We start from the raw sequence: 18,877 nt of genomic DNA on the forward strand, positions 1-18,877 counted from the left end.
TTTCTTAAGGGAGCGTAAGACAGTGGATAATAATTTCCAGGACAGAACACCACCACAAAATATTGAAGCCGAACAAGCTGTACTGGGCGCGATATTTCTTGAGCCGAATGCGCTGATTACCGCTTCTGAAATTTTAATGCCGGATGATTTTTATCGAACTGGTCACCAAATCATTTTCGAAACGATGCTTGATTTGAACGACCACGGGAAGGCTGTCGATGTTTTAACAGTATATGAGGCGCTTGCTGCCAAGGGTAATTTAGAAGATGCGGGCGGTTTGCCTTATTTGACGGAATTATCCGGTGCTGTACCGACTGCGGCTAACTTGGAATACTATGCCCATATTATCGAGGACAAGGCGCTTCTAAGACGTTTAATTAGAACTGCTACCCAAATTGCAACAGATGGATATTCGCGCGAAGACGAGCTCGATATGCTTATGGACGAAGCGGAAAAGAGTATCTTGGAAGTTTCGCAACGTAAAAATGTTGGTGCATTCAAGAATATTAAAGATGTCCTAGTTAAAACTTATGATGATATTGAAATTTTGCATAATCGCAAAGGTGATATTACTGGGATTCCAACTGGATTTAACGAGCTGGATAAAATGACAGCTGGATTTCAGCGGAATGATTTAATTATTGTTGCCGCGCGTCCTTCTGTTGGTAAAACAGCATTCGCCCTAAACATTGCGCAAAATGTTGCAACGAAAACCGACGAGAATGTGGCCATTTTTAGTTTGGAAATGGGTGCGGAACAACTTGTTATGCGGATGCTTTGTGCGGAAGGAAATATTAATGCGCAGAATTTACGGACGGGTGCTTTAACGAGCGATGATTGGCAAAAGCTGACAATCGCGATGGGTACACTTTCTAATTCGGGGATATATATTGATGATACGCCGGGTGTTCGGGTGAATGAAATTCGTTCCAAATGTCGCCGTTTAAAACAAGAAACTGGTCTTGGTATGATTGTGATTGATTACTTGCAACTGATTGCAGGGAGCGGTCGTGGTGGCGAAAATAGACAACAAGAAGTTTCTGAAATTTCTCGGTCGTTAAAAGCTTTGGCGCGAGAACTTGAAGTGCCAGTAATTGCACTTTCGCAGTTATCTCGTAGTGTAGAGCAACGTCAAGATAAACGCCCAATGATGTCAGATATTCGTGAATCTGGTTCGATTGAGCAAGATGCCGATATCGTAGCCTTTTTATACCGGGAAGATTACTATGACCGGGAAGGTGAAAATGATGGCACGATTGAGATTATTATTGCGAAACAACGTAATGGTCCAGTTGGTGACGTGAAACTAGCCTTTGTAAAAGAATACAATAAGTTTGTGAATTTAGAAGTGCGGTACGACGACGCAATGGCTTAATGAGGAAACCTTGTGAAATTCAAATTAGATTTGGAGTTCGCAAGGTTTTTATTTTATGCAAAAAGGTAACGTATTACTATTAATGGACTTTGAAATTCCCGTAAAAAGATTAAAAAAGCGAACGATAAAATTACCTTACAAATCAATGTTCGTAAATCCATTGACTATTTTAGTGGCAAACGGTACAATGTATAGTGGAAAATGAAGAGGCTATGAAAAACGCATAGCTATCAAAGACCAATTAAATGAGGTGTTTAAATGTCTTCAGTTGTTGTAGTAGGAACACAGTGGGGCGATGAAGGAAAAGGGAAGATTACAGATTTTCTTTCCGAAAATGCAGAAGCGATTGCTAGATATCAAGGTGGGAACAATGCAGGCCATACAATTAAGTTTGATGGCGTAACGTACAAATTACACTTAATTCCATCAGGTATCTTTTACAAAGAAAAAATTAGTGTCATTGGTAACGGTATGGTTGTGGATCCAAAAGCTTTAGTGGAGGAATTAAAATATCTTCATGACAAAGGCGTGGATACTTCTAATTTGCGTATTTCTAACCGTGCGCACATTATTTTACCATATCACATTCGTATTGATGAAGCTGACGAAGAACGTAAGGGCGCAAACAAAATCGGTACAACGAAAAAAGGTATTGGCCCAGCTTACATGGATAAAGCAGCGCGTGTAGGTATTCGTATTATTGATTTATTAGATAAAGAAACATTTAAAGAGAAATTAGAGCATAATCTTGGCGAGAAAAACCGTTTATTAGAACGTTTTTACGAACTAGAAGGCTTTAAACTAGAAGATATTTTAGAAGAATATTATGACTATGGTCAACAATTTAAAGAATATGTTTGCGATACATCTGTTGTTTTAAATGACGCATTAGATGATGGTAAACGTGTATTATTTGAAGGTGCGCAAGGGGTTATGCTTGATATTGATCAAGGAACATATCCATTTGTAACTTCAAGTAACCCGATTGCTGGTGGCGTAACTATCGGTAGTGGCGTAGGTCCTTCAAAAATCAATCATGTTGTTGGTGTGGCGAAAGCTTATACAACACGTGTTGGTGATGGTCCTTTCCCAACAGAATTATTCGATACTATTGGGGACACTATCCGTGAGGTTGGTCATGAGTATGGTACAACGACTGGTCGTCCGCGCCGTGTAGGTTGGTTTGACAGTGTAGTGGTTCGCCATGCGCGTCGTGTTAGTGGCTTAACAGATTTATCGTTAACACTACTGGATGTTTTGACAGGAATTGAAACACTTAAAATCTGCGTAGCTTACAAATTAGACGGAAAAACAATTACAGAGTTCCCGGCAAGTCTGAAAGATCTAGCTCGTTGCGAACCTGTATATGAAGAACTTCCAGGCTGGACGGAAGATATTACTGGAGTTACATCACTCGATGATCTTCCGGTGAACTGCCGCCATTACATGGAGCGTATTGCACAGCTAACTGGTGTGCAGGTTTCTATGTTCTCTGTAGGCCCTGATCGCGCTCAAACACATGTCATTAAAAGCGTTTGGCGTTTAGCTTAATAAAATAAATATCAAGCCCATCTAAGGTGTATTCTTGGATGGGCTTTTTTGCTGTATAAAAATAATAGTGATTCTGGAAAAGTATACAATTTTTTATCCGAAAAATTGAAAAAGTTAACAAAAGGGGAAGGTGTTTGTGAAAAAGGCATCTTTTTGTATAGTGATGTTGTTTTTAAAAGACCTATTATCAAGTCTTTATAGGAGTTTTATTCGTATTTTTGTCACATTTTACTTTGTGAATTCATGTTATAATTTGAGAGTGATATCTTATTCACAATAGATAATAAGAGGAGATGAAGTGAATGTCAGGTCAAATTCGTATGAGTCCAAGCGAACTACGTGATCGCGCGAAAACTTACGGTCAAAGTGGTCGGGATATTGAGGATATTCTAAGTCGTTTAAGTCAACTACAAGAACAACTACGTAGCGAATGGGAAGGTCAAGCTTTTATGCGTTTTGATGATCAATTTGAACAATTAAAACCAAAAGTAACTGAATTCGCAAACTTAATGGATCAAATTAACGATCAACTTGAGAAGACAGCAAACGCAGTAGAAGAGCACGATCAACAACTTTCTCAAAACTTCGGATTCTAAAATCAACAAAAAGTGGGGCATACATACAAATATCGTTGGATGCTTTACGAAAAGCCATGCAGTTTTTTGCATGGCTTTTTCTAAACATAGAAAGCTTATGCCTAAAAAGGTATTTATATAAAAAAGACACAGCGGGAGTGGGACATGAATGAAGAAAGTAAAATGGAGTATTTTACTCTTTTTAGTCTTGGCGATTTTTCTTTCGGCAGGAATTACTTATTTGGCTTTGAATCAAAGTTCGAATAAGGAGTCTAAAAATAATAGTGAAAAAACACACAAGATGACTATCGCACTTGTAAATGAGGACCAAGGAGACAACTTCCAAGGTAAACAAGTAGAGTTTGGTAATCAATTTGTTAAAAGTATTGAAAAAGATGATACGCATGAATGGTACGTTGTTAGCCGCGGAGTTGCAGAAAGTGGCTTGAAACGAGATGTATACAATATGATGATCGTTATCCCGAGTGACTTTTCTGAAAAAGCAATGTCAATGACTTCGAGCGCCCCGGAAAAAGTGACAATTAGCTACAAAGTTAACGATGTAGGAAATAGCGATTTAAAAGCGGAAGCCGAAAAAACAGCAGCTTCTGTATTGGAAGATTTCAATTCACGGATTATTGATGTTTATTTTGCAAGCATTTTAACAACTTTACAAGAAGCGCAGGATAATATTGGAACCCTAGTTAAAGAAGAGAAAAAGTATGACGCTATCTACAACAAAGATGTAAATAATCCGTTATCCAGCTACACAAAACAGTTTAAAACGGTGCAAGACTACACAGGAACTTCTAAAGAGAGCTTCCAAGGTTTCCAAGATATTATGAAAGAATTTGAGGAAAGCCTAAATCTCTCTCAAAAAGAAAACGAAGAACATATGAAAAACATGGATGCTTATACAAAAACACAAGAGGAAAATGCTCCTTTTGGGGCAGAATTCACAGAAAACTTGTCAAAATTTGATGGCACTTTATCAGCAGAAGATATTCGAATGCAAACGGCCGCTTTAGAACAAGCCAATGCGAAAATGACTTCAGAATTTCAAATTTTAGAAGATAGTAATTCATTGTTATCACAAACACAGGCCTTACAGAGCTATATAGCTGAAACCAATGCACGGATTGATGCGGTGGATGCCGAGATTATGGGAACGCTCGAAAATGATTTTCGGACGGCTGTTTATAATGACTTGTTGCGTATTTTACGAGAAAACGAGTACTCGGATAAGTTGAATGAAATTGGGCTTAAAGATTTGACCGGAGAAGATATTAATGCTGGCTTTAACAAAATGATTGTTAAGGAAATACAATCATTACCAACATATAGTGCGGATCAATTAGCGTCGATTGGGCTTGATGAAGAGATGTACAAAAATGTTGTAACGCTCTCTAAGGAATATTATAGTAACCATCGCAGTGCTTTTGGCGAAGGTTTTAGCTTTACGACTGATCCCAAAACTCTACCAACTGACACACTGAAAAGCGATACGATTAATCGATTGAAATCCGAAGGGGTCACGCTAGAAAGCAGTTCCTATACGGTGGAAGGTAGCGATTATCCAACAGAAATAATTCTAACTTTAGATGAAAATTTCACTTTTTCAGATGTTGATTGTTTGGTTAATGGAAGCAGTAATCCAGAGTTAGTTCAACAAACCGCATACGGAGAAAATGGCATAAAGCTTAGTATACAGGCGCTTGGAAGTACACCGGCAGAGATTAAAATCACCGGAAAAGCGAAGTTGCGAGAAGGTGTGAATGTTCCATTAATTGGTGCTGTAAATTGGAATGCTACACTGCAGCAATATGAGAAAAAAGAATATAGTGAAATGCCAACAATTCCATCAGAGCTTGATCCTACTACCCCGGATACTTCATTAATAGTTAGAAAAGAACCTGTACCGATTAAGGTCACTGCACCAACATATTTGAATGAGACGAAGAGTTCTGTAAAAGCAATTACTAATACAGTAAAAGATTACTATAAACTACAAGCATTATTTGATTTATATTACGGAATTGATGCGAGTGATTCTGGACAAATACCGGATTTTAGTAATTATCAAGTGACATTAGAAAATTCTGCGAAAGCATCCTCGTATTATTATATTTTTAATAAAGAAGATGTGATTGGTAGCTTTGTAAATCTTACTACAGATCGGTTTGTGGCAGATTATACGAAAAAAATCAAAGCTTTTGAGAAGCGAATTGATGACTACAAAAATACAATGGCTGAGGCCAATTCCAGATCAGAAGACGTAACAAATAGATTAAACGAAACGACGCAAGAAGCTATTAATTTAAATACAAATCTAGCGTTAACGTTGCAAAACCTAGAATCTTGGCGAGAGGCAAGTAAAGGTTTAATAGAAGAAAATGGCGTTGTTTTAGAAAAATCTGGCGAAGAAGCCACGATGGCACTGCAATTAAGCTCCGAGTTTGCCGGGCTTTTAGCGGAAAGTGAATCGTTAGCTGGTACTTCTGAAGGTAATTTGAAGTCAGCGGAAGTCGTGTACAAAACTTTTGATGCGATTGATAAGGAAGCCAAAAATATTCAACAAAGCGGAGAAACTTTAGTAAAAGAAGCATCTACACTATCCGATGATTTAAGCGAAAAATTGGAAGACGACGAAACGTTCCAGAAAAATTTCGCTAAGGTTATGGAAAATAGCCGTGTTGGTGATCGACAAAATGAAAATCTATATAGTTTCTTAAGTAGTCCGGTCGATAAGATGAATGCTGGGACTATTGTTGCGGGTGACAAATCAATGCCATACTTCATGATTTTGATTTGTACGATTCTGGCAATTTTCACTAGCTACGTTATTTCACACCAAGAGAAAAAACGTGAACAATTAAATGAATTTGAGAAAGAAATGTCGCTTGTCTTTAAAAATATTCCAATTACTTTCCTAGCGATTTGTGTTGGGATTATTGAGGGGCTCATAATAGGCGCCATTTCAGGATTTATTTTTGAAGTTGGAGAAATTGGGATGTTCCTATGGATAGGTGTCTGCGTTCTAATTATGATGACGTTAGTTACTGCTTTTTCATATTTATTACGTCAGTTCAACATGATTGGGATGTCGATTATTTTACTCGTTTTAAGTTTGTATCTATTCTTAACGGATGCAGTTGGACTTAACATTGATAATGAATCTATTTTCGCGACGTTCAGAACGTTCTCGCCACTTCAATACATGGAATACTTATTGAATGGGATTTTAAGTGCCCAGAAAGATTACATTATTGTCGTATACAGTTTGATTGGGGCGGCTCTATTATTTACTGGTCTCAACCTATTTGTCTGGCACCGTTCTAAAGAAGAAGTAGAGGAGGACGATTCAGATGAAATTTAAAATAGCAGCACTACTTATGTTACTTTGTTTTGCTTTTGCTCCGGGAGTTCTCGCTGCGGATTCAGATAGCTATTTAGAAAACAATGGGAAAATGGACATCAAAACAGATAGACTTCAAAAAACAGAAGAAGAAAAAACAAAAGAACTAGAACAGATGGAGGAAACGGAGCTCGATAAGAACGGAATTCCACTTTTTACTGACGAAATGGACGAAAAAATCGCCAAAGAAAAAGCGGCAGAGAAAGCGGAATATGACCGGATTAAAGACTCACTTTTTGAAGAGGAATCTACATCTGGTGAAACAGTGAAAAAAACGAAAGAGAAGTTGTTTACAGACGAGTACGAGACAACAGCTGTAAACACGGAAACACCTACTACTACGGAAACAACAGTAGAAGATGAAACGAAAAAAACAAAACAAAAAACAGTTGGTGGAGCAATTGCAGGAACACTTGTAGCTTTAGCAGGCGGGATTTATGTGGCTGCGCGCAATGTTTTTGAATAGAAAGCGGGGAGTTTTAAATGGCTAAAAACACACATATGAATGTGACAGTTGATTTCACTAATTGGGGAGCAAGCAAGTATGATTTGCGAATTCCGGTGCATCAACCAATCAAAGCATTAATTATCAATTTGGCAGAAACGCTCAAAATCGATTACAAAGATTTGTCCAAATGTACGATAAAAACAACGAATAAAGCGATATTACTAAGCGATGATGACAAATTGACTAATTTTCAAATTGCGGACGGAGACATCTTAGAAATTTTATAGAAAAAAAGGAGAATAAAAACGATGAATAAGACAATTGAAATGGACGGAACAACTTACGATTTTACTTATGAGGATCTAGTTTGGAGCATTACGTTTCCAAAATCAAAAACACGCGCTAAAGAACTCGCACAACTAGAACTATTAGAAAAACCTGCGACACATTTTACTCCTGCAAAAATCTCAAGTGATAGCGATTCGTATACAATTTCTTATGAGATTGCGAAACGTACTTATGGATTTGAACAAGTTCGAAAAATGGGACGTGAAGATAAACTGCGCGCACTGCGGAATATTGCGGATTTAGGCGAATTGTTAAACACGCGCTATACATTCTTTTTACACCCGGATAATCTGATTTTCGATATTAACTTAGTGCCAAGTATTGTTCATCGGGGCATTAAAAATATATTACCGCCTTATGAACTAACAGAAGAAACTTTTTTCAAACAATATCAATGTTTCGTTATTGCGATGTTTTCTAAGAAATTCTCTTTTGAAAACTTGTACAATGGCTCGCTATCAGGGGCTAGAGGAACGCAATTTGAGAAGAGTATATTAGATGCAAAAACGGTGCAAGATATTGCTACTATTTTAGAAGAAGCATACGTGAAAGAACATGCGGCGGTTCAAAAAAATATGGCAAGCGTACCGAAGAAAAAATACAGTACTTTCCGTGGGTTGGCGGTTGGTTTCATTATCGTCGCTATTTTACTTGCAATTCCAGTAAGTTATTTTGCCTTCGTTAAAGTCCCTTTACAAAATGATTTATTAACAGCAAACGAGAATTTCCTGAAAACAGATTACGATAAAGTGATTACAGGTCTAGAAAATGTGGATCCAGAAAAAATGCCGCAGTCTGTCCAATATGAATTAGCTTATTCCTATGTTAAAGGCGAAAAAATGAGCGATAAAAAGAAAGAAAACATTATGAATACAATCAGCTTAAAATCTGACGCCAAAAACTTACTTTACTGGATTTACAATGGTCGCGGAGAATTTAGTAAATCACTTGATATTGCCAAACTTTTAGACGACCCAACGCTTGCGATGTACAGTTTAACAAAACAAATTGAACAGGTACAAAGTGATACAACATTAAGCGGCGATGAAAAAGTGGAAAAACTAAAAACTTTGGAAGAAAGCTTGAAAGAATACGATGAAAAAGTAAATGAATCAACTACAACTGAAGATGAAACAACAAATACAGAAGCAAAATAAGGGAGAATGGACCATGAATAGAGAGGCTTTATTAATTGTTAGTAACGGGCAGCAATGTCATAAAAACCACTTGTCTCCTGAAAAAGTCGTGACAATTGGGAATACAATCGAACACGAAATCACTTATCCTGAACTGGCTGAGGCGATTGAAGTTAAATACGATGAAGGCTCTTGGAATGCTGGAACAACAGCGCTCCAAGCGAATCAAGCTGTAAATGTAGAGAACTTAGCATTCTATCTATGCCAAGATTTACATACACAAGTTTATGATGTTGTAACGAATATTTCTGTGACATTTGGCGTTGGAATAGAAAATGATGTCACATTAGATGATACAAAATCAGATTTTATACTTTTACGTGATGCAAAGGAAAAACTGTTTAAGTTACAAGTATTAAATGGCGAAGTTTATCATAACTTTTCTCTAGTAACGGAAGACTGCGTTCTAGAACCGGGTGATCAGCTCTATACGGACGGTGTGACGATTACAATCGGAAAAGAAGATATTAGTGTGCTAGCTGTGAAAAATCGCGTGACGAGCAAATTAGCGCCTTTATTTGCTGCGGACAATTCGTTCGGGGAAGATTATCCGGATTACCACCGTTCACCGCGGATTATTTACCGTGCGCCAGAAGAAAAAATCAGCATGGCGAAACCGTCAAGTAAACCCTCAAAACCAACAGATGGCTTAATTAAAATTATTTTACCACCCCTTATCATGGTGGCAATTACGGTCATGATTTCCATTTTCCAACCACGTGGACTTTATATTATTATGACAATCGCAATGTCAGCAGTGACAATCACAATGGCGATTCTTAACTACATAAAATCACGTAAAAAATACAAAATCGATTCCAAACAACGCGTGGAAAGCTACGATTTGTATTTAAAACGAAAAACGAAAGAATTGCACGAAACAAGCGAAAAACAGCGTCACGCTTTAACCTATCACTATCCAGACGTAACTGAACTAGAAAAAATGGCGCTACGTGTGGATTCGCGTATTTACGAAAAAACAATGTTCCATCATGATTTCTTGACTTTCCGAGTTGGTCGCGGCGACGAAGCAAGTAGCTTTTTCGTCGAATTCCAACAGGAAGAGTTCAGCCAAGAAAAAGACGAACTTGTAGAAGAAGCTGTGAAAATCAAAGGACAGTATTTATCAATCAATGAAGTGCCAGTTGCGACAGATTTAATGCACGGACCAGTGGGGTATATCGGGCCACGCCGTTTAGTATTAGAACAACTGCAAATGTTAGTAATGCAAACATCCCTTTTCCATAGTTATTATGATTTGCAATTTATTACGATTTTCCCAGAAGAAGAGAAGGCGGATTGGGACTGGATGCGCTGGTTACCGCATGCGAATATGCGTGATGTGAATGTGCGTGGTTTTGTTTACCATGAACGTTCGCGCGACCAAGTGTTGAACTCGCTTTATCAAATTTTAAAAGAGCGTAAACAAGCGCTCACCGAACAAGCGAGCAAACAGGAAAAATTATACTTTACGCCACATTATGTGGTTTTAATTACCGACGAAAAATTAGTACTCGATCACACGGTTATGGAATTCTTCAATGAAGATCCAAGCGAACTAGGTGTTTCTTTAGTGTTCGTACAGGACGTAATGGAGAGCTTGCCAGAACACGTGAAAACGGTCGTGGATATTCGTGATGCGAAGAGCGGGAACATTATTTTGGAACAAGGCGACCTTGTAAACCGAGCGTTCGTGCCGGATCATTTGCCAGCAGATTTTGACAAAGAAGTAATCAGCCGGGCTCTTGCGCCGCTAAACCATCTTCAAAACTTGAAAAACTCGATCCCAGAATCCGTTACTTTTCTTGAAATGTACGGTGTAGAGCGCGTCGAAGAGTTAAACATTGCTGGACGCTGGGCGAAAAATGAAACGTATAAGAGCCTTGCTGTACCACTTGGCTTGCGCGGAAAAGACGATATCGTTCAACTGAATTTACATGAAAAAGCGCACGGGCCGCATGGTTTGGTAGCCGGAACAACTGGTTCTGGTAAATCAGAAATCATTCAGTCTTACATTATCTCACTTGGCGTCAATTTCCACCCATATGAAGTCGCGTTCTTGCTGATTGACTATAAGGGCGGCGGTATGGCGAACTTATTTAAAAATATGCCACATTTACTGGGAACAATTACAAACTTGGACGGCGCGCAATCCATGCGTGCACTAGCTTCCATCAAAGCCGAATTGCAGAAAAGGCAACGGTTATTTGGCGAGCACGATGTTAACCACATCAACCAATACCAAAAACTATACAAACAAGGAAAAGCGACCGAACCAATGCCGCATTTATTCCTTATTTCAGATGAGTTCGCCGAGTTGAAATCAGAACAACCAGAATTCATGAAAGAACTTGTTTCGACAGCACGTATCGGGCGTTCACTCGGAATCCATTTAATCCTAGCAACCCAAAAACCAAGTGGCGTCGTGGATGACCAAATCTGGTCCAACTCCAAATTCAAACTAGCCCTCAAAGTACAAAACGCCAGCGATTCAAACGAAATTTTGAAAACACCAGACGCAGCAGAAATCACACTACCAGGCCGTTCGTACTTGCAAGTTGGTAATAACGAAATTTACGAACTGTTCCAAAGTGCTTGGAGTGGTGCGGATTACGTGCCAGATAAGGAAAGCACGGATTATATTGATACGACGATTTATGCGATTAATGATTTAGGTCAGTATGATATTTTGACAGAGGATTTGAGCGGATTAGATAAGAAGGATGATTTGACTAAGTTGCCGAGTGAACTTGATGCGGTGATTGATCATATTCATGCGTATACGGAGGCTTCTGGGATTGAGGCGTTGCCGAGACCTTGGTTGCCGCCTCTGGAGGAACGAATTTTCTTACCAGAATTGCACCAAGTAAATACTGAAGAGCTATGGAGCGGTGAGAAACAACCTCTTCAAGCTACCATTGGCTTTTTAGACATACCACAAATGCAAGCGCAAGAGCCATTAACAATTAATTTGGCAAAAGATGGGCATTTAGCTGTGTTTTCTAGTCCGGGTTACGGTAAATCGACTTTCTTACAAACAATAACAATGGACTTAGCAAGACAGCATAACTCTGAAAGATTGCATATTTATTTACTAGATTTAGGAACAAATGGGCTACTACCTTTGAAAAAATTACCACATGTTGCTGACACGATTATGGTAGATGAGGAAATTAAAATTGGAAAACTTATTCGTCGCTTAACACTAGAATTAAAAGAACGTAAGCAAAAACTGAGTAAATATGGTGTTGCGAATATTTCAATGTATGAAAAAGCAAGTAAGGAAGAAGTTCCAGCAATTTTACTCGTTATAGATGCATTTGATTCTGTTGGAGAAGCCCCTTATAAAGATGTATTTGAAAAACTAATTGCTCAAATTGCTCGTGAAGGAGCGAGTGTAGGAATTCATTTAGTTATGAGTGCAGTTAGACAAAATGCTATTCGCGTACAAATGTTAGCAAGTATAAAACATCAAATACCGTTATTTATGATTGAACCAGGTGAATCAAGAAGTATTGTAGGAAAAACCGATTTAACCATTGAAGAACTTCCGGGCCGCGGATTAGTTAAATTAGAAGAGCCAACTGTTTTCCAAACGGCACTGCCAGTTTGCGCAGATGGAACACTTGAAATTATTGAAAAAATCCAAGCGGAAAGTGAAGCGATGTTTAGCGAGTGGAACGGATCACGACCTGCGCCAATTCCAATGGTACCTGAAGTAATCAATATGCTTGAATATCTAGAAAATAAACAAGTCCAAAAATCACTTTCAGAAGGAAAAACGCCAATAGCAGTAGATTTTGAAGATGTATTACCAGTCAACTTAGATGTGCAAACAGATGGCAACACCCTAGTTTTAACAGATAATCCAGATGTTTTGGAAAGAACCATGGTTTCGCTAACTGAACTAATTGGTCAGAATATGGAAGTGGATATTGCTCTATATGACAATTCATCTAACAGATTCCAACAGTACAGAAACAACGTAAATATATACGCAGGCGAGGAAACTACCATGAATAGTGCCTCAGCGCAAATGGTTAGCGTACTCGAAGCTCGAGAAGATGGTTGGAAGGAGATTCAACGGGCATCGAACGGAGAAATCACACTCAAAATGTATGTTGAAGAATTACGCCCAATGTATGTACTACTAACGGATAGTATCTATGCTGCGGAACAGATGTCTCTGGAAGCTAGGAAAAATATTGTCCGACTAATTGAAAATGGACCTAAACTAGGTATCTACTTTGTTTCCGGAAGCCAAACAGGAATTCTATATAGAGCTCGAGATGAAATTTCTGGTGAATTACGAAAACAAAAAACCGGTATCTTACTTGGACGGATTTCAGATCAAAATATTCTCAGTCTCATAAACAACATCTATAAAGAAGCTCTGCTAGCGCCGTATGAAGCGTATTACATTAAACAAGGTCAATACGAAAAAATTAAACTTATTGCACCAAATCAATAATTGAAAGGAGCTGTTAATGATGGGTCTAACAGATTTCTGGAAAACACCTACTGAGAAAAAACGAGATGAATACGACAAGCTACATGACTATCTAAAAGATGCCCTAAAAAAACATGATGAAAAAATGGCAGAAGTAAAAAGCGATTTGAGCGCGTATAAAAAAGGAATGCCAGATATGCCGAGCAAAGGTATTCCTGCAAATCCATTTGTAGAAAAAAATGAGAAAGTCTTAGAGCAGCTTGAAAAATATATAGATAAAGAAAAAGATAAACGTGCCAGTTTGAAAAGTGCCATTGATACAGCTTATAGAAAATATTTAGAGTATAAAGCATTGGCCATAAAAGAAGAAAAAGCAGAGCAAGCAAAGAAAGAGAAGGAGAAAAAAGAACGAGAGGAGAGGCTAAAGAATGGGTAATGTGAAAATTGATGCCGCAAAAGTTGCTGAAGCTAAAAAATCGGCTGCCATAGTGGAAAAAAGCTTAGAATCAACACATAAAAAATGCAAATCAGTTATTTCTTATGTAGAAGGCGCATCTTGGAGTGGTAAATCGCGGGACGCTTTCCTTACCTTCATGGAATTAATTGAAAAGTATCATGCCGATGTGAAGAAAAACTATAAAAAGCAAAAGAAAGCATTAACTGCCTTAGAAGATTATGTAGAGGATTTTGAGAATACTTCATACTCCAAGGATGTGAAAAGACTATGACAGTGGAAACGATAGACGTATTTTCCCCTGTTGAGTTATACCTTTTACTTTCTCCAATCGAGGCGCAACACTTATTTGGTGTTCCTGACAAGCTTACTTTTTTATTAAAGGGAGAAGATGTTTTTGCTGAAGGGTTTGACCGGCTCAAGGGTAAAGGGATTTTAAATGATGCAGGCGAGCTAACGGATGGCGGCGGCTTTTTGATTGATTCCTTAATTGAATATTATCAAAGTAAAAAGTATGTGCGTATGAACCAGTTGATGTTTGCTTTTCCAGAAAAAACACCCAATGAACTACTTGTAATGATTGAGATAACCCCTCAAAAAGAATATCGATTTGAACGAATGAATAAAATTTATGCGCTAGAAATGATAAAAGATTTCTTTCCGCTCATTCGTAGAGAACCTGGTGAAAGAGAGACTGAGTTTCTAAAAGAAGAGTTGACTAATGAAGAGCGTAAACGAGCAACTGCTTTTGATCCGGAGAAAAATTTTATTAGTATGGAATTCTTTCATGTGGATGAGGAACCAAAAGAAAAAAACAATGCTAAATATTACAAACAGTACTTGGCATTTGAGATGGAAGACAAATTAATGATGATAGATGTTGTAAACGATACCTATTACCGTGGAAGTCAGTATGCTTTATTAAAATTATTGTTTGATGAACTTGAATTTCCTTATGAGGAGGCTAAATAGATGGCACAACAAACGATGGGCGGTGCAGGAGCCGCTTCTACAATAGATATTAATCCAGATGAAATGACTCATATTGCCAAGGAATTACTAGCAATTGCTAATGAGTTTGAAGGAGTAATAAAGCCAGCAGTAAATCAGTTAAAAGCAAATAAGTATTTAACAAAAGGCAAAGCAAAAAAAGCAATGGATAAAGTACCTAAAGCGAATGAACGTGTAATGGAACTTCAAGATCAATACAATATGGCTTCCTCTGTTGTGTTTGATATACTCCAAACCATGGTTGATGCAGACAGAGATATTGCTGAAAAAATTATCGCAGCTTTAGAGGTATAGGGAGGCCAGATGAATGAAGGAAGTCAACTACCGAGAAGACGACTGGCGTGAAGCCAAAAGTGCCCTCGCCCCATTTGCCGCAGCGAATTGGGTAGGCGGTTTATTCAATAATTTAGAAAAAGTATCGAAAAATATGGAAGAAGCGGAAGAAGATATCCAAGAGTTGGACTCAGACCACGCGATTTCGTTTCAACACACCAACTATCGTGGAAAGTACAGCGCTATCGAAGACGATTTGATGGTATTGTATAAGTTTAGTTGTCATGCAGGGGAAAAGATGGAAACCCTGGTAGACCAACCTTTTTACGAGAAGTTGGACGCGTTTGTGGATGGCATGCAAGATTTGAGTATTTCGACGTATTCTACCACCAACCGGATTGGTGCGAAGTCGAAACAAACGTACATGTCTTCTTACGGCAATCAGCCACAAGTAATTGAATCCGTGAAAGACAATGCGACGATCGAAGACTTGATGAATGGCGATAACTTCTACGCAAACCAAATGCAACTACAATACAGGGACTGGCAACGAGCGAATCCAGATCAAGATGTGAGTAAGAAAGACTTTCAAATGGGAATGTTACATAGTCGGGCATTTGAATATAAATCGATTAAAGATGAACAACAAGAGAAAGAATTTTGGGTCAACATTGTGGCAACCGTGGTGATTGTGGGTGTCAGTATTTTCTGCCCACCAGCCGGCCTTGCCTTAGCCGTAGGATACGGGAGTTTAGAAGCTGGTTCGGCGATAAGCGGGAAGGACTGGGTATCTGGCCGAGAACTAAGTGCGGAAGAACGAGCGCTTCGTGGTGGTTTAGCACTGCTAGATATCGTTCCAGGTGTGAAAGCATTGAGCACAGGAGCGAAAGCTGCCAGTGCCGGCTCGAAACTTGTCCGCGTAGGCGATAATGCTTTAGCAGGTAGCAAGAACGTCGGCAAAGGAACCATCGACAATGGCATTCAAGCAGGAAAACAAGCGATGGATCTCCGGTTAGCCAATGCGAAAAAAGTCAGCGAAGCTGTCCAAAAGAAACTCACCAAAGACCTCGACGATATCGGCACGATGGCCAAAACCATCCAAAACAAAACCAAAGAAACCTTCACACTTCCACCGAGAGAGCAACTCGCCTTTGCGGGAGGAGGCAGTATCTCGGAACAAAGCGCCGCTGGAGCCGCCTCGAAGAAAAAGCTACAAGATATGATGCGGAGAATGGATAATTTGAATGTGAAGGGCGGCGGGAAAGATGATATAATTAAGGGAGCCAGTGGGGCTGAAAGTAAGATTGATGGAGAACTAATCAGAAAATATGTTCGTGATGTTGAAACGCAGACAAATAGAAAAATACCCAAAAAACAAATGGAAGAATTAAAAAATGCATTAAGAAATACTGAATATAAAAAGATGACTCCTTCAGAAACTAAGAGATATAGACGGGAGTTTAATAAAATTAAGAATTCATTAATTGATGAATGGGAAAAGCAAACTGATCAAATATGGCCAACTTATACAGAGGATGTGATTTCAGAGAAAACCGGAAAAGTTTTAAGGAAAAAAGGAGAACTTTATGATGCTCATCATATAATTGAAAACTCTTATGGTGGAGAACACAAATGGTGGAATATTCATCCTGCTAAATTTCCTGATGAGCATCAAGGTGGTATTCATGGTTCTGGTGCACCAGGAAATGAACTTTATAATGGAGGTAAATAGTATGAAGTATAGTTATCTAGTATCAAATAAAAATAATAGCTTTTATCCAGTATCATTAGAAGAGATAGAAGAAGTGGAAGAGACATTAGATTTAAAAATTCCAAAAGAGCTAAAAGATTTTTTCTTAAATGTTGGGTATGGCTTTATTAAAGGTTCTAAATACAATATTAATCGTATCATGGACCCGTATTCTATTAGAGATTTTCGATTAAAGCAAAATGATTATGAATTTTTTCCAGATATTGAAGTTTATGATGAACTTGAAGAAGAGATTATCTTTTTTGAAGGTAGCGAAACAGCCTTAATTTCAATTAAATTAACAACAGAGGAAAAGAATAAAATCTATTATGATGAATTTAAAATTGCCGATTCCCTAGAAGATTTTCTTGCAAAAATATCAGAAAATGATTTGTATTATATGGATTTAATTGATTAAACTAAGAAGAAATATTTTTAGAAATGGTTACAATTCGAAGACGTAGTCTCGTTGAAATGATAGACCTTCTTTAGTAAACAGTGTACCCCATAGGGTGAGTTTCTCCTGTGGGGTATACTTATGGGGTTTTAAGAGGGTGGAGGCATGTTCAATTAGGAAACGGGTTTTGCAATCGGGTGAATGGAATATAAAGGAACATTTATAAAGCTATGAATAAGCTAATAATTTGTATAGGTACAGTATTTTCTATCTTAATATTTTTTCAATTTTTCATAATGCTAAGGTTTGTTATTCTGTTTTTACGAACTTCTTTAATAGAATAGTCAATTAGTTTATTAAGCCTTTTTTGCATACATATTCAGCTGGTTCACGGTAATAATCATTTGTTCTAACATATACTTGAATGTTTCTATCTAAATGGAAGTGCTCGCTTTTGCGGTAGGAGGCAGTATCTCGGAACAAAGTGCTACCGGAGCCGCCGCGATAGCCGCGAAGAAAAAGCTGAAAGATGTTATGCGAAACATGGATAATTTGAATGTGAAGGGCGGCGGGAAAGCTGGTATAATTGAGGAAACTAGTAAGCATTTCTCACCCCAAAAAGTAACCTTAGAAAATGGAGAAATTGCTTATAAAGCAAAAGACGGTGCATTAGTCCGTTCACCAGAATACTTAGATAAAGAAGGCAATATCAAGTGGCCAGAAGCGGATGGATTTGTGGTAGATAAGGCTGGAAAACCTATTACGGTAAATGCTGATTTGAAAGCAGGTCAGATTATTGATCGATATGGAAACTCATTTGGTAAATTTACTAGCCCTGTAGAAGATGGGAACATTTTAGCTTATGATACAAGAGGATTACCTTATCCTGAAAGTGCTAAAACGTATCATCAGTATGAAGTAGTGACCGATATTAATATAGAGAATGTTGTGAAGGCGTTTGATAATTTACCCTCTAAGGAAAAAGCGAAATTTATAGACGATATGGCTTATTATGACTTTAGCATTAAAAGCATGGCAACGCCACAAATAGGCGAAATAGCAAAAGTTTTTGGGGCTGGAGGAGGTACACAAATCCAGCTAGCGACAGTTGTTGATTGGTATGAAAGATTAAATCTTTTAAAGGAGATAAAATAAATGACTGAAGAGTTAAGAGAATATAAAAATATAATTGAAGATGCTGTGAATTTGTTAGGTTACACGCCATTAAGACATGCCATTTTTGAAGGGGAAAAGGTAAATAGGATTGAGTATCAAGTAAGGATTGAATATATAGAAAACCACTATGAAGTCTATACAACGGGAGAGCGCGCTTCCATTTCTGGGAAAAAACAATTTGAAAACTTTTTTGAAGCGTATCATAATTTTTTGTTTAAATTACAACTTAGTATTTTGCAGAATCGACGAAGAGTGAGAGATGGCGAACCACCAGAATATTTTTGTGCATTATGGGAGAAATGAAATCAAGGAACAAATAGCATAGCAATTGCTACACCAACAAGTGATATTGGCAATAACTATGGGACTAACAACTTTAAAGGTAGTATTTTAGCGTATAACCAGTGAAATATTAGTAAAACAAAGAGAATAAAAGAGGTGAAATTAGCTAGATTTAA

At 38.0% G+C, this 18,877-nt stretch carries 16 protein-coding genes and 1 pseudogene; all 17 read left to right on the plus strand.

The window, feature by feature from the left end:
- Window positions 1-22: 22 nt before the first annotated feature.
- The 17 genes and pseudogenes from dnaB to GL301_RS00395 all read left to right on the plus strand — a co-directional run bounded on the left by dnaB (window position 23) and on the right by GL301_RS00395 (window position 18,722).
- Window positions 23-1,375 carry a replicative DNA helicase gene (gene dnaB, locus GL301_RS00315; RefSeq protein ID WP_003721677.1) on the plus strand — a complete coding sequence of 451 codons (1,353 nt, stop codon included), beginning with the start codon at window positions 23-25 and terminating at the stop codon, window positions 1,373-1,375.
- A gap of 258 nt (window positions 1,376-1,633) precedes the next feature.
- Window positions 1,634-2,926, plus strand: a complete 1,293-nt coding sequence (locus tag GL301_RS00320) for an adenylosuccinate synthase (RefSeq protein WP_003724884.1) — start codon at window positions 1,634-1,636, stop codon at window positions 2,924-2,926.
- 302 nt (window positions 2,927-3,228) lie between these two features.
- Entirely contained in the window at window positions 3,229-3,522 is a 294-nt protein-coding gene (locus GL301_RS00325; protein WP_003721680.1) for a WXG100 family type VII secretion target, read from the plus strand.
- 148 nt (window positions 3,523-3,670) lie between these two features.
- Window positions 3,671-6,877 carry a type VII secretion protein EsaA gene (gene esaA / locus GL301_RS00330; protein ID WP_010958660.1) on the plus strand — a complete coding sequence of 1,069 codons (3,207 nt, stop codon included), beginning with the start codon at window positions 3,671-3,673 and terminating at the stop codon, window positions 6,875-6,877.
- A complete protein-coding gene (essA, locus tag GL301_RS00335; protein ID WP_003724887.1) occupies window positions 6,867-7,382 on the plus strand; it encodes a type VII secretion protein EssA in 516 nt (171 codons plus the stop codon). The genes esaA and essA overlap by 11 nt, the downstream gene beginning before the upstream one ends.
- 17 nt (window positions 7,383-7,399) lie before the next feature.
- On the plus strand, window positions 7,400-7,651 hold the full coding sequence (locus GL301_RS00340) for an EsaB/YukD family protein (RefSeq protein ID WP_003721683.1): 252 nt from the start codon (window positions 7,400-7,402) through the stop codon (window positions 7,649-7,651).
- A 21-nt stretch (window positions 7,652-7,672) separates the two neighbouring features.
- On the plus strand, window positions 7,673-8,869 hold the full coding sequence (gene essB / locus GL301_RS00345) for a type VII secretion protein EssB (RefSeq protein ID WP_003724888.1): 1,197 nt from the start codon (window positions 7,673-7,675) through the stop codon (window positions 8,867-8,869).
- Between the two features lie 13 nt (window positions 8,870-8,882).
- On the plus strand, window positions 8,883-13,379 hold the full coding sequence (gene essC / locus GL301_RS00350) for a type VII secretion protein EssC (protein ID WP_014929141.1): 4,497 nt from the start codon (window positions 8,883-8,885) through the stop codon (window positions 13,377-13,379).
- A 19-nt stretch (window positions 13,380-13,398) separates the two neighbouring features.
- Entirely contained in the window at window positions 13,399-13,794 is a 396-nt protein-coding gene (locus GL301_RS00355; protein ID WP_003727547.1) for a hypothetical protein, read from the plus strand.
- Entirely contained in the window at window positions 13,787-14,086 is a 300-nt protein-coding gene (locus tag GL301_RS00360) for a WXG100 family type VII secretion target (protein WP_003727546.1), read from the plus strand. The genes GL301_RS00355 and GL301_RS00360 overlap by 8 nt, the downstream gene beginning before the upstream one ends.
- Window positions 14,083-14,784 carry a DUF5081 family protein gene (locus tag GL301_RS00365; RefSeq protein ID WP_010958662.1) on the plus strand — a complete coding sequence of 234 codons (702 nt, stop codon included), beginning with the start codon at window positions 14,083-14,085 and terminating at the stop codon, window positions 14,782-14,784. The genes GL301_RS00360 and GL301_RS00365 overlap by 4 nt, the downstream gene beginning before the upstream one ends.
- Window positions 14,785-15,117 carry a hypothetical protein gene (locus GL301_RS00370; protein ID WP_009912885.1) on the plus strand — a complete coding sequence of 111 codons (333 nt, stop codon included), beginning with the start codon at window positions 14,785-14,787 and terminating at the stop codon, window positions 15,115-15,117.
- A 13-nt stretch (window positions 15,118-15,130) separates the two neighbouring features.
- Window positions 15,131-16,828 (plus strand): ribonuclease YeeF family protein, encoded by a 1,698-nt coding sequence (locus tag GL301_RS00375; RefSeq protein ID WP_010958664.1) that lies wholly within the window; start codon window positions 15,131-15,133, stop codon window positions 16,826-16,828.
- 1 nt (window position 16,829) lies between these two features.
- The gene (locus tag GL301_RS00380) at window positions 16,830-17,264 is read left to right on the plus strand and encodes an SMI1/KNR4 family protein (protein ID WP_009918314.1); all 435 of its coding nucleotides are present in this window, start codon (window positions 16,830-16,832) and stop codon (window positions 17,262-17,264) included.
- Between the two features lie 420 nt (window positions 17,265-17,684).
- A pseudogene (locus tag GL301_RS00385) lies at window positions 17,685-17,837 on the plus strand (TNT domain-containing protein); the annotation flags it as partial.
- 141 nt (window positions 17,838-17,978) lie between these two features.
- Window positions 17,979-18,398 carry a TNT domain-containing protein gene (locus GL301_RS00390; RefSeq protein ID WP_149806079.1) on the plus strand — a complete coding sequence of 140 codons (420 nt, stop codon included), beginning with the start codon at window positions 17,979-17,981 and terminating at the stop codon, window positions 18,396-18,398.
- The gene (locus tag GL301_RS00395; RefSeq protein ID WP_010958666.1) at window positions 18,399-18,722 is read left to right on the plus strand and encodes an Imm59 family immunity protein; all 324 of its coding nucleotides are present in this window, start codon (window positions 18,399-18,401) and stop codon (window positions 18,720-18,722) included.
- The last annotated feature ends 155 nt before the right edge of the window (window positions 18,723-18,877 follow it).

Origin of the sequence: Listeria sp. LM90SB2 (assembly GCF_028867355.1) — a bacterium.
Taxonomy (GTDB): Bacteria; Bacillota; Bacilli; order Lactobacillales; family Listeriaceae; genus Listeria; species Listeria monocytogenes_B.